The organism is Deltaproteobacteria bacterium, assembly GCA_013151915.1.
GTDB lineage: Bacteria > BMS3Abin14 > BMS3Abin14 > BMS3Abin14 > BMS3Abin14 > BMS3ABIN14.
This window is the reverse complement of sequence record JAADHJ010000001.1, coordinates 38,148-50,287: the sequence shown is the minus strand read 5'-3', so window position 1 is coordinate 50,287 and position 12,140 is coordinate 38,148. Positions and strand designations below refer to the sequence as shown.

Below are 12,140 nucleotides of genomic sequence, written 5' to 3'. Positions count from 1 at the left end.
TCTGTTCCCTGCCCCCTGCGCTTATCTTCGAAAGCTTGATCCTTCCCTCAACCAGAAGGTAGAATCCCACAGCAGGGTCCCCGTCCTTGAAGAGAACTGCTTTTTTCCGGATGGAGACGATGCGGCAAAGGCGCGCAAGCTCCAGGAGCAGGGTTCTGTCCAGCCCTGCAAACAGGGGAAAGCGCCCCATCTCGTCTGCTTTTTCTTCAAGGGACCATGATCTCATTGTTTTCTCCGGGTATTCGGTAGGGACCGGTCATTAAGAAAAGCTGTGGTAAGTTGGATTTTGACCTTCGGGATTGCTTCCGTCTACCTTTTCGGCTCCGCATGAGATTGCCGCGCCTGCGGTTTCACTCGGGCTCGCAATGACAGCAAAACAATAAAGATACGCATTAACCGAATGAACCAGAAAAAAAGCTCCGACGAGGGAGCCTGAAAAAACGCATGGAGCGGGAAACGGGATTTGAACCCGCGACATCCACGTTGGCAACGTGGCGCTCTACCACTGAGCTATTCCCGCCGGAAGCGGTGTATATATAACAAAATAGACGGCCCTTTTCAACATCACATTGCATTGTTCCTTGAAGCATGGCGTAGAACTCCGAAAAGCTCCTAGGAATCCTGCGTGGTTTGCTCCTGAACCTCCTCGGACCGGCCCCGGAAATCCTTGAAAAAATCGGCGAAATACTCATATCCGGACCACAGTGTGGCAGCGAAAGCCGCCAGGAAAAGGACGAAACCAACCTCGCCGAAAGGGAACCCCCAGAGATGATAGTTGACCAGAAGCCCAATGATGGCGAGGACCTGGAGCGTCATTTTGATCTTTCCCGTGAACCTGGCCGAAACAACCACATTTTTGGTGCCTGCATATGCCCTCAGGCCGGAAACCGCGAATTCCCTGGAAATGATGAGGGCTACCATCCAGGCTGGAACCCTGTCGAGGTGGACGAGCATTATCATGGCCGAAGCCACGATAATCTTGTCGGCGATGGGATCTACCAGCCTCCCGAAATCACTGACCTGCCCCGTCTTTCGGGCAATAAACCCGTCGAGAAAATCGGTGATGGCCGCGAGGGAAAACACAATGGCCGCAGCGACACCGAACCCCTTTTCGGGGAAGGAGGCGAGAACCAGAATAGCCGGCAGGAAAAGAATACGGCCGATGGTAAACCAGTTGGGAAGAGTATTGAAGGGCATGGGTGACAGGTTAAATCAGATGCCGCGTATTGTCCACCGTTGATTTTAAAGCCGTATCTTAACTACCCTTCCGGGGGAAAGTAACCTACTCGCTGATGCCCGAGTAGGTTCGATAACGGGCCATCACCTTCGTTACGTATCTCCGGGTCTGCGGAAAGGGAGGAATCCGGCCGTATTTCACCACATTTCCCGCGCCGGCATTATAGGCCGCGAGGGCGAGGGACAGGTTGCCGGAAAACCTTCCCATGAGACTCTTCAGATACCTTGTGCCTCCCATGATATTCTGCCTGGGGTCGTAGGGATTCCTGACGCCCAGATACCTCATGGTGGCGGGCATCAGCTGCATCAGCCCTCTGGCACCTGTGCTGGAAACCGCGAAACGGTTGTAATCGGATTCCACTTCCATAACAGCACGGATGAGCGACTCCTCGATCTTGTAAACAGTGGAGGCATTTTGCACCTCGTCCCGGTAAGGGTAATAGCCGATTGCCAGAAGGGGTCTGGAAACGCCGTCCCTGAGATAAACCTCGTAGCCGGCGTTCCCGGGGTTGTCCGTGAAGTTTACAACCCCTCGCTCATCCACATAACGGTAGATATCCGCACCGGCCCGGTTTCCGGTGGCCATGACAAGGAAAACCGGAAGAATCAGGAGAAACATGAGTGTCCATGGTCTTTTCAAAGCACGAATACCCCATGATAATGGAAAAATTTCATCGGCCAGGTGACATTTTTGGGCCATTTCGCGGTCATCAACCCCCTCCATGTGCGGTGCCATGGTGGAAATGCAAAATTAATACCCAATTGGTTTCTGTGCCCCGGCGGCATCATCTTTCCAGAAAACGCTTTACAATAAAATCGCAGACCACGCCTGCATTATCAAGCGGTAAAACCGGAACATCGACCTCAAGGGGCGTGTCACTTGCGATGGCCTCGAGAAAGGGGTCACGGGTCCCACCCCTGCAAAGGAGCTCCGGACCCAGACATTCCCTGTGGATCTCGATCTTTGGATAGGGAGCCTGTTTGTGTCCTTCAACCAGCATGATATCCAGATCCGTCAGACCATACCGTTGGACCATGGCGTCGATGGAAAGGTCCTCCTCGGCCTTTCTTCGCAGCGCCACGGACCCGGGGGAGGAGATAACGGTTACGTCGGCTCCAGCCCTGGAGAACCTCCATGAATCGCTCCCCTCTTTATCGAAGGCGACCGAATGACCCGTGTGTTTCATGGCCCCGACTTTATACCCCCTACCCTTCAGCCCAATGACAACCTTCTCCAGGAGGGTCGTCTTCCCAGCGCCTGATGGGGCCACGAAAAGAAGGATCGGGACCATCAAAGGTCCCCTTTCAGGGTCTCTTTAATCTTTTCGGCAACCTTCATGTTCAGCCCCCTGAGAGAAGCAAGTTCGTCCAGGCGGGCCGCCTTGATCTCATTAAGCGACCTGTAGTGCGTCAAAAGGACCCTTCGCCGGGCAGGCCCCACCCCGTCAATGCCATCCAGAACGCTCAGGAGGTCGGCCTTCCCCCTGCCGCTCCTGTGGCCCTTCAGCGCGAACCGGTGAGCTTCATCCCGGAGCATCTGAAGAACGTGCAGGGCACCGGAGTTGCGGGGCAAGCGCTTCGGATTGGACCTTCCGGGAAGATAGATCTCATCAACGGCATTCGCGCCCTCTTTTTGTTTCGCAGACCTGGCCTTGGAGATGGCTGCCAGGAAAGGGGCCTCCACCCCCAGGGAGCCCAGGACCCCGGAAACCCGTGAAAGCTGCCCTTTTCCACCATCGATCAGAAGGAGATCCGGCGTTTCGAGTTCGCCTGCCGCCGACCCGGTGAACCGCCGGGTGATTACCTCCTCCAGGGCCGTGTAATCATCACCTGGAGCGCCGCCGTCGCGGATTGAAAAGAGCCGGTATCCGCTTTTGTCCAGTTCACCCGCTTTCCACGAGACGATGCTGCCGTACGCAAGTCGTCCTGATGTATGGGAAATATCCATGCACTCGATATGTTTCGGGGACGACTCCATACCTAGGGATGCGGCTATTTCCGAGGAGAGATTCGAGGCCGTCTTCCTTCTTGCGCTGAAAGCCTCGAAAGCCTGTCGGGCGTTTTCCTCCGCCAGGTGAAGCAGCCGGACGCCCTTTCCCCTTAAAGGCCGCTGAATCCTGACCGCCCTTCCCGCCAATTCCGAAAGTATCTCCTCATGCTCCGGCGCAAACTCCAGGCCAATGGGAAAAAGAATCCTGTTGGGTACGGCAACACCTTTCCTATAGTGTGAAGAAACGAAAGCCTCCATGGCTTCTTCCGCACTGTACCGCCCCTCAAGGGCCATCTCCTTACGCCCGACGATGAGCCCTGACCGTACGAAAAGACAGATGAGGACCGACAGGGATTCGGAGACCGTGTACCCCAGTATGTCGAGGTCATCTCCCGGGTCTCCCACCGCGTTCTGCCCCTCGAGGATGCTGTTTAACGCCGTGACCCTGTCCCGTATAACGGCCGCCTCTTCAAAACGGAGGTCCGACGAAAGTCTGACCATCTCCCTTTCCCATGAAGCGGCGATTCGTCTCCCCTTCCCCTTTAGAAAGTCGACAACCCCATCCACCATCTTACCGTATTCCCCTGCGCCGATCTCCTCGCCGCACGGTCCAGTGCAGCGACCCATCTGGAAATCAAGACAGGGGCGGCCGGGGGTGGCCCGCCCGCCGGGCTTCGCGCCCTTGCAACGTCTGAGGGGAAAAGCCCTGTGAAGGTACCTCATCATCCTGCGTGCGGAACCAACATCGGTGAAGGGACCGAAATAGGCGCTTCCGTCCTTGAGGACACGTCGTGTGATCTCCAGCCTTGGGAACTCTTCCCTGATCGTAATTCGAAAATAGGGATAGCTCTTGTCGTCCTTGAGATCTATGTTGTAGCGGGGCCGGCGGGTCTTGATAAGGTTGGCCTCCATAAGGAGGGCCTCTTTTTCGGATTCGGCGACGATGATTTCCACCGAATCGATATTTGACACCATGACCGCCGTCCGGATGTTCTGCTTTCCAGTGAAGTACTGTTTGACCCTTTTGCGCAGGTTTTTGGCCTTCCCAACGTACAGAGGGTTTCCTTCCGCGTCCCGGTATATATAGACCCCAGGCGTACTTGGGAGATGCTTGAGCTGTTCCGTAAGCCTTTCATCCATTTCCATATGGGAATCCCTACTGCTGTTTTTTCCTCTTTTTGCCCTTCCCTTGAATCGTCCTGGCAGGAGCGCCCAACATTATCTGCCTGCCTTCAAGCTGTCGAATTCTGTCCCTGATTTCAGCGGCTCGTTCAAACTCGAGCCGGGTCGCGGCATCCATCATCTCGGCCTCCAGGGCCTTGATGGTCCCCTGGAGATCCTCCGGTTGAAAATCACCCTCAACCTGGGCCAGGGTCACGTAATCCACCTCCTCGACGGAGGACAAAACATCGTGAATCCGGCTCCTGACCGATTCGGGTGTTATTCCATGCTCGTTGTTATATGATATCTGAATGGTCCTCCTTCTCTGGGTTTCGGCCATCGCCCTCTTGATGGAATTGGTAATCACGTCCGCATATAAAATGGCCTGCCCCTCCACGTTTCGCGCCGCGCGGCCCATGGTCTGAATAAGGGATGTCTCCGAGCGAAGAAAACCCTCCCTGTCCGCGTCCATTATTGCAACCATGGATACCTCCGGCAGGTCCAACCCCTCACGTAGAAGGTTTATCCCAACGAGCACGTCGAATACCCCCAGGCGCAGTTCCCGTATGATCCGGACCCTTTCAAGGGTATCGATATCCGAATGAAGGTACTGGACCTTTATATCCAACTCCCCCAGATAGCTGGTCAGGTCCTCGGCCATCCTTTTCGTAAGTGTGGTCACCATAACACGGCTGCCCCGGGAAATTACCTCCTTGATCCGTTCCACGAGATTATCCACCTGATGGCCCGCCGGCTCAATGATCACCATTGGATCGATCAACCCGGTCGGCCTGATGACCTGCTCGACAATCTCACCGCCGGTCTTCCCCAGTTCGTATGGTCCCGGGGTGGCGGAGACAAAGATCCTTGGGAGTTTGACAGCCTCGAATTCCCTAAAGGTAAGGGGGCGGTTGTCAAATGCCGAAGGCAGGCGAAAACCGTACTCAATCAGGCTCTCTTTGCGTGACCGGTCACCATTGTACATGGCCCGAACCTGTGGCACAGTCTGGTGGCTCTCGTCGATAACCATCACACTGTCGCCGGGGAAGTAATCAAGAAGTGTCGGGGGCGGCTCCCCCACACTTCGGCCCGTCAGGTGTCGTGAGTAGTTCTCAATCCCCTTACAGTAACCCACGATCTGCATCATCTCCAGATCGAATGCGGTCCTTTCAGCGATCCTCTGCGCCTCCACAAGCCTGCCGCGAGACCGGAAATACTCGACACGCTCTTTCAGCTCATCCTCTATCCCAAGGATGGCTTCCTTCATCCCCGCCTCAGGAATAACATAGTGACTGGCGGGAAAAACGCTGACATCACCGACTTCCTGCGAGGCTTTGAGGGTCAGGGGGTCCAGGTAGACCAGGCGTTCGATATGGTCATCAAACAGCTCGATTCTCAGTCCGTTCTCCTCGTAGGCGGGAAAGAGGTCAATCACGTCGCCCCTGACCCTGAAGGTCCCACGGTGAAAATCGAGGTCATTCCGTTCGTAACGCATTTCCACGAGGCTCGAAAGTATCCCCTCTCGGGTTACCTTCTCCCCAACCTTGAAGTTGACCAGCATATCCCGGTACGCTGCCGGAGAACCCAGGCCAAAAATGCAGGAAACGGAAGAGACAACCAGGACGTCCCGTCTGGTGAGCAATGATCGCGTGGCCGAATGACGCAGACGGTCAATTACCTCGTTTATGGAACTGTCCTTCTCGATGAATGTGTCGGTCTGCGGAACGTAGGCCTCCGGCTGATAATAATCGTAGTAGGAAACAAAATATTCGATGGCGTTGTTGGGAAAAAAGGCTTTGAATTCCTGGTAGAGCTGCGCCGCGAGGGTTTTATTGTGAGCGAGGATAAGCGTTGGACGCTGGATTTCGAATATGACGTTGGCGAGGGTGAATGTCTTTCCGGAGCCGGTGACCCCAAGAAGGACCTGGTAATCCTTTTTTTCCGAAATTCCCCTGGAAAGGGCCTCTATCGCCCGAGGCTGATCTCCCCTGGGAGAATAGTCGGAAACAAGCTGGAAACTCAATATCCTACCGTCCCAGTAGAAAGACTATGGTTCCGTCCTCGTATCCAGCCGCGAGGTCGCCTTTCCCGTCACCGTTAAAATCACCCGAACACAGGTTCGTCGAAAGCCTTTTACCGCTGACAAGGATAGGCGTTTCCTTGATACGGTTCTTCTCAAGGAAAAAGAGCTCAAGAGTCTTTCCCGTTTCATCAGGAGCGATCAGGTCATTGTACCCGTCATTGTTGAAATCGCCTATGAGAGCCAGGTCCAGATTACGTGATCCGGCAATATGGGTTGAAATACTGTTCTTTCGGACCAGCCGGGTCGTAGCCAGATCGGTCCTGAACAGCTCCAGATCGCCCATTCCCGAGGGGTTGGCCACTGTAATAATAAATTGGCGGTTCTCATCTCCAAATGCCGATTTTCCAAGGACCTGAATAAATGATTTGTCGGCTGCCACAGGACTCGTCCTGACTTCCGTCAACCGTCTTTTTGCAAATGAAAAGACTCTGATCGAGGACCCTTCCCCCTCGTTGGTGACGGTGGCCAGGATCTCCTTTCCAGGTCCATCGTAGACATCCGCGAGAACGGGCGTGAGATCCTCGAAGGCTTCTGAGGAATCCAGTTTGAATTCATCCAGGAGCTTGATGATACTTCCGTCCCAGGAGAAGACCGCGACCCCTTGGGCCTCTGTCTCATCACCCAGGCGTCCAAAACTGAACCTGTCGGTAGGCATGGAAAAGGCAACCGCCTCGAGTTTTCCGTCACCGTTAAGGTCCGCCGCCGAAATGCGCGTATCGGGAAGGAGGACCGTGCTGTTGTCCGTTCTTGTGACGTTCCTGCCGGTAACGACGGTAAGGCGGCCTTCATCACTAACCCCCACGATCTCGTCGGTCCCGTCCCCGTCCAGATCGACTGCAACCGGAGGGGTCAGAAGGGAAAAACCATCGGCGATCCTGCTTGATCGGCCCCTTTCTGAACCAAGCGTTTGCAGGACTCCATGATCACTGACGGCAATGATCTTTTCATTGACTGCAACGGTTTTTGAATGAAGGATGACGGGTGGAGCTTGTGCGGAGATCCCTTCAACCGTCCACCTTGTGCTGATGGTTTTATCTTCGGGCCGCAGAAGGCGCAGCGAGCCATTATCGAAAAGTACCAGGGCCTCGTCCGCCCCGTCTCCGTCAAGGTCCCCCGAGACGATCCACCGGGGGCGTTCGTTTGTCCTGATCCTTATGCTTTTGCCGCCCGTCATATCCCCGTTTAAATAAACAATGGGGTTAGACTCCAATGGTCCTCCCATCATGGGGCCACGGGGTTGCTCCAGGCTGTGGTAAACAGGCTCGTAGGCCGGAGCGGGCGCAACCGTCATTGACAGGACGAAAATCGGTAGCGTAATTCCAAAGAGAATCCTGTTCATGACAACTCTCCTTCACCCCGGGACGGCTCACCTACTCCCCCAGATACGCTTCCTTGACCTTGGGGTTGCTCAGGAGGGCGTCCGAGGTGTCCTCGAGGACAACATTCCCTGTCTCGATAACGTACCCCCTTTGGGCAACCTGAAGGGCCATAAAGGCATTCTGCTCGACGAGGAGGATGGTGGTACCCTGCTTGTTGATCTCCTGAATGACGGTGAAGATCTTTTCAACGACAATGGGAGCGAGTCCAAGAGATGGTTCGTCAAGAAGAAGAAGCTTCGGATTTGCCATCAGGGCCCTGCCGATTGCCAGCATCTGCTGCTCTCCGCCGGAGAGTGTGCCACCATCCTGGTTCCTTCTCTCCTTCATTACCGGAAAGAGCTCAAAAACCATTTCGAGGCTCTCTTTCACACCCTCGCTGTCCTTGCGGATGTAGGAACCCAGGAGGAGATTTTCCCTCACCGTGAGATGGGGAAATATACGCCTTCCTTCAGGCACCTGTGAGATCCCCATCCTTACTATGGCGTCAGGTTGAGACCGGGCGATCTCCACATCCTGAAACATGATGGACCCCTTTTTAGGGTGATATACCCCCGAGACGGACATGAGAGTGGTGGATTTCCCGGCGCCGTTGGCGCCGATCAGGGTGACGATCTCGCCGGCACCAACATGAAAAGAGATCCCTTTCAGGGCCTGAATGTTTCCGTAAAAGGTCTGAATCCCATCAACTTTCAGCATCGGTTTTGACAACCTCGTTAAGGATCATCCTGTAAATGAATACCTGATGTGAAACCATGGTGAAATAATAGACACTTCCAAAGCCCATTTACCACAGCGTGACCGTTCGAAGGTCACACCACAGGGTTACACAGAGTTACACAGGGTAAAACCAGAGATTAGTAGTTTTAAACCTTATTTACCTCCTTTTAAACCCTGTTTTTAAACCCCGTGGGGCAGCCTGTGAGTGGCTGCACTGTGGTGGTCACGCCATTGGCGTGACTACTTCGCCGCATATGCCGACCCCAGATAGGCCTCTACCACACGACGGTCGGATTTGATCACCTCCGGCTCACCCTCGGCGATTTTTTGGCCATGATCAAGCACAATGATCCGATCTGAAATCTTCATGATCACTTTCATGTCATGCTCGATAAGGAGAATGGCTATACCGCTTTTCCTGATCCTCTCAATGAGCCGGATGAGCATGGCGGTCTCCTGAGGATTCATTCCGGCGGCAGGCTCGTCCAGCAGAAGAACCTTTGGATTGGTGGCCAGGGCCCGGGCAATTTCGAGGGTGCGCTGTTCACCGTAGGGCAGGTTGGATGCCAGGAACCCGGCCTTGTGCCGAAGACCGACGAACTTCAGGGTTTCCATGGCCCATTCCTTCGTTTCCCTCTCCTCTTTACGCTGAAACTTTGTGCCCAGAACTATGGAAAAGACGTTGGTTGAGGTCCTGCAGTGCCGTCCCAGCATCACATTCTCCACAACCGACAGGTTGGAAAAGAGACGGATATTCTGAAAGGTCCTGGCTATGCCGAGTTTGGTTACCGCGTCAGGTCGGGTGAAGATGCCAAAAAGTGATTTTACGTCCTTTCTCAGGAGGTTAATAAAATAATACCCCGGGTAGGAGATCATGAGAATCGCCGTGGGAATCATGAAATACTCCAGAGGAAAAAATCCAAAGAAGGATTTATCGGTATACGACTCGGCAAACTTCACCAGCAAAACCGCGCCTATTCCCGCATCGAGGGTGGCAAAAAGCAGGGTAACCCCTCTTGTCCAGGGCACAGCGTGCCGAAGCCTTGCTCCGAGAAAAAGACGGAAAGCTCCTACACACAGCATCGCAATGACAAACTCAGTCTGAAACTCGACACTGTCCAGGTAGGTGGACAACATGAGAACTGTCCATAGTATAGAGGTTAAAATAAAAAATCGGCTCATCCCGGCAAGCCGGGTCAGAAGGTTGATCCTCGGCGGCGGAACCAGATCCTCACCCATAAAATTGATCGTTCCCGAGGATGGAATGGTAATGCCTGTAAGGCAGTTAAAGAAGGTGGTTTTACCCGCGCCATTAGGTCCTATGAGGCCTACGATCTCACCCTCGTTGACTGTGAGATCAACATTCTCCAGCGCCGCCAGCCCCCCAAAGACCTTCCCGATACCAGAACCCTGAAGCAATGTTTTGCGCTCAACCACCGTCAGATGTCCTTCACCTTGTCTATTGACCTCATGTCGTAAAGAGAATCATCTTCCGCATCCCGCTCGGAGTCATCCGGATGCATTTCAGCCTTGATCCGGGCAACGGGAAAAAGGCCCTCGGGTCTGAACCTCATCATCAATACCAGGATAAGTCCAAAAACCAGGTACCTGGCCTGGACCAGGTTCTGGGCCGCTTCAACCGGTATGTGGATACCCACATAAGACATGATTCGAGGAAGACTCTGGAGCACGGACCTGAGCACCTCAGTCATGGGGATAAGAATGCCGGCGCCGAAAAGGACCCCTTTTATGTTTCCCATACCACCGAAAACAATAAGACAAAGGATCAGGATGGACTCCCAGAATTTGAACATGTCCGGGTGAATAAAAAGAAACCATCGGGCAAAAAACGCACCGCCCAAAGACCCGATGGAGGCACTGATGGCAAAAGCGATAATCTTGTAGTTGATGATATTGATGCCCACACATTCGGCCGCTATCTCATCTTCCCTGATGGCGAACCATGCCCTCCCGAGTCGCGAGTCCTCGATGCGGCGGACAACAAAGAGCACCAGGCCGAGAAGGGCGAGGATAAGGAAGTAAAACTCCCATCCGCTCCTCAGAACGTGGCCGAAAAAAACAGGGGGCTTAATCCCCGGCAATCCCATTGGACCCCGGGTCAGCCATATCTCGTTTCTGATAAGGAGGACCACCAGCTCGGAAAAACCGAAGGTAACAATGGCAAAGTAATCCCCGGTAAGCCTGAGGGTGGGCGCACCAAGAAGAATCCCCCAAAGGGCCCCGTTCATGGCTGCCAGGGGAAGTATCACCCAGAAGGAGATCCCATAGTGAACAGTCAGCAGCCCAGCCGTATAGGCGCCGATCCCGTAGAAACCTACGTATCCAAGATCCAGCAGCCCGGTGAACCCGACAACAATATTGAGACCCAATGCCAGGATCATGTACAGCATGGTTAAGGTGAGGATTCTGAGAAAATAGGATTTACCGCTTCCCATGGGCAGGAGGGGGAAAATGACTACGAAAAAAAGAAAACAGGCCGCAGCCGTTTTTCCGCTCAGCAATCTGCCTGGATTGAACCTATGAAAGCTCAATGACATGTCAGACCTTTTCCGCCGTCGATTTGCCCAGTAAACCAGCCGGTTTGAATATGATGACAAGTATCATTACAGCGTAGGCGATCCCATCCCTGTATGGCGAAGATATGTATCCGGCGCCCATGACCTCCGCCATGCCCAATATTCCGCCGCCGAGCATGGCGCCGGGGACGGAACCTATGCCCCCGAGCACGGCGGCCGCAAACGCCTTGATGCCGGCGATGTACCCCATGGTGGGCCAGATGGCGTTGTAGTACATCCCCACGAGGATGCCGGCCACACCGCCCATGCCCGAACCGATGGCGAAGGTAAAAGAGATGACGCGATTGACGTTGATGCCCATAAGGGAAGCTGTAACCTTGTCCTGGGCGATGGCACGCATGGCGGTTCCCACCTTGGTCCGGTGGATTATGGCGTGCAGTCCGGCCATTATCACGATTGCAACGCCAAGGATAAAGACCTGGAGCCAGGTGACCTGTATGCTTCCGATGGTTAAAGCGACCTTTGAGAAAATGGGGGGCAACTTGGCCCGGGGGAAGGATTTTATCTCCGCTCCCCAGATCACAAGAGCAAGGTTCTGAAGGAAAATCGACATCCCGATGGCTGTAATAAGGGCGGCTAATCGAGGCGCATTCCGTAAGGGCCGATATGCCACGATATCCAGGATGACCCCCATGACGGCACAGAGGGCGATGGCCACCGGGAACGCCACCCAGATGCTCAACCCCATGGAAGTTACCATGGTGAAGGAGAAAAACGCTCCCATCATGTAAACTTCGCCATGGGCGAAATTAATGAGTTCTATAACACCATAGACCATGGTGTAGCCCACTGCTATCAAAGCATATACCGATCCCAACGTAATCCCATTTATTACCTGCTGTCCAAAAAGGGAGATGGAATCCAGAAAGGCGTGGGACAATCTTGATTTACCTCATTAATATCTATTTAACATTGTTAAGGATCCTTGAAAAAGACAAAAAGAGACAGGCGGGCAAAAGGTGCCTGAACCCGCCTGT

At 54.0% G+C, this 12,140-nt stretch carries 11 protein-coding genes, 1 tRNA gene and 1 pseudogene; all 13 read right to left on the bottom strand.

What is annotated here, in order from left to right:
- On the bottom strand, positions 1–226 hold a 226-nt coding region (locus tag GXP52_00225), incomplete at its 3' end, for a cyclic nucleotide-binding domain-containing protein (GenBank protein NOY85715.1).
- Between the two features lie 219 nt (positions 227–445).
- Positions 446–520: transfer RNA gene (locus tag GXP52_00220), tRNA-Gly, on the bottom strand.
- 92 nt (positions 521–612) lie between these two features.
- Positions 613–1,197, bottom strand: a complete 585-nt coding sequence (gene pgsA / locus GXP52_00215) for a CDP-diacylglycerol--glycerol-3-phosphate 3-phosphatidyltransferase (protein ID NOY85714.1) — start codon at positions 1,195–1,197, stop codon at positions 613–615.
- 85 nt (positions 1,198–1,282) lie between these two features.
- Positions 1,283–1,822 carry a lytic transglycosylase domain-containing protein gene (locus GXP52_00210; GenBank protein NOY85713.1) on the bottom strand — a complete coding sequence of 180 codons (540 nt, stop codon included), beginning with the start codon at positions 1,820–1,822 and terminating at the stop codon, positions 1,283–1,285.
- Positions 1,823–2,021: 199 nt separating this feature from the next.
- Complete coding sequence (mobB, locus tag GXP52_00205; GenBank protein ID NOY85712.1) at positions 2,022–2,528, bottom strand: molybdopterin-guanine dinucleotide biosynthesis protein B; 507 nt, start codon at positions 2,526–2,528, stop codon at positions 2,022–2,024.
- Positions 2,528–4,372 (bottom strand): excinuclease ABC subunit UvrC, encoded by a 1,845-nt coding sequence (uvrC, locus tag GXP52_00200; protein NOY85711.1) that lies wholly within the window; start codon positions 4,370–4,372, stop codon positions 2,528–2,530. The genes mobB and uvrC overlap by 1 nt, the downstream gene beginning before the upstream one ends.
- A 10-nt stretch (positions 4,373–4,382) precedes the next feature.
- On the bottom strand, positions 4,383–6,413 hold the full coding sequence (gene uvrB, locus GXP52_00195) for an excinuclease ABC subunit UvrB (GenBank protein NOY85710.1): 2,031 nt from the start codon (positions 6,411–6,413) through the stop codon (positions 4,383–4,385).
- Between the two features lies 1 nt (position 6,414).
- Complete coding sequence (locus GXP52_00190; GenBank protein ID NOY85709.1) at positions 6,415–7,809, bottom strand: VCBS repeat-containing protein; 1,395 nt, start codon at positions 7,807–7,809, stop codon at positions 6,415–6,417.
- A gap of 31 nt (positions 7,810–7,840) precedes the next feature.
- The gene (locus GXP52_00185) at positions 7,841–8,545 is read right to left on the bottom strand and encodes an ABC transporter ATP-binding protein (protein NOY85708.1); all 705 of its coding nucleotides are present in this window, start codon (positions 8,543–8,545) and stop codon (positions 7,841–7,843) included.
- Between the two features lie 261 nt (positions 8,546–8,806).
- Positions 8,807–9,463: an ABC transporter ATP-binding protein gene (locus tag GXP52_00180; protein ID NOY85707.1), complete on the bottom strand. Its 657-nt coding sequence runs from the start codon at positions 9,461–9,463 to the stop codon at positions 8,807–8,809.
- Between the two features lie 270 nt (positions 9,464–9,733).
- Positions 9,734–9,985: pseudogene (locus GXP52_00175) on the bottom strand (ATP-binding cassette domain-containing protein).
- A gap of 20 nt (positions 9,986–10,005) precedes the next feature.
- Positions 10,006–11,022, bottom strand: a complete 1,017-nt coding sequence (locus tag GXP52_00170) for a branched-chain amino acid ABC transporter permease (protein NOY85706.1) — start codon at positions 11,020–11,022, stop codon at positions 10,006–10,008.
- A 103-nt stretch (positions 11,023–11,125) separates the two neighbouring features.
- Positions 11,126–12,019 carry a branched-chain amino acid ABC transporter permease gene (locus GXP52_00165; GenBank protein NOY85705.1) on the bottom strand — a complete coding sequence of 298 codons (894 nt, stop codon included), beginning with the start codon at positions 12,017–12,019 and terminating at the stop codon, positions 11,126–11,128.
- Positions 12,020–12,140: the final 121 nt, after the last annotated feature.

Excerpts from the sequence above, each read along its gene's own strand:
- GXP52_00210 (NOY85713.1), bottom strand. The coding sequence starts at position 1,822 with ATGGCCACCGGAAACCGGGCCGGTGCGGATATCTACCGTTATGTGGAT.
- uvrC (NOY85711.1), bottom strand. The coding sequence starts at position 4,372 with ATGGAAATGGATGAAAGGCTTACGGAACAGCTCAAGCATCTCCCAAGT.
- mobB (NOY85712.1), bottom strand. The coding sequence starts at position 2,528 with ATGGTCCCGATCCTTCTTTTCGTGGCCCCATCAGGCGCTGGGAAGACG.
- pgsA (NOY85714.1), bottom strand. The coding sequence starts at position 1,197 with ATGCCCTTCAATACTCTTCCCAACTGGTTTACCATCGGCCGTATTCTT.
- GXP52_00180 (NOY85707.1), bottom strand. The coding sequence starts at position 9,463 with ATGATTCCCACGGCGATTCTCATGATCTCCTACCCGGGGTATTATTTT.
- GXP52_00170 (NOY85706.1), bottom strand. The coding sequence starts at position 11,022 with ATGGGAAGCGGTAAATCCTATTTTCTCAGAATCCTCACCTTAACCATG.
- GXP52_00185 (NOY85708.1), bottom strand. The coding sequence starts at position 8,545 with ATGCTGAAAGTTGATGGGATTCAGACCTTTTACGGAAACATTCAGGCC.
- GXP52_00190 (NOY85709.1), bottom strand. The coding sequence starts at position 7,809 with ATGAACAGGATTCTCTTTGGAATTACGCTACCGATTTTCGTCCTGTCA.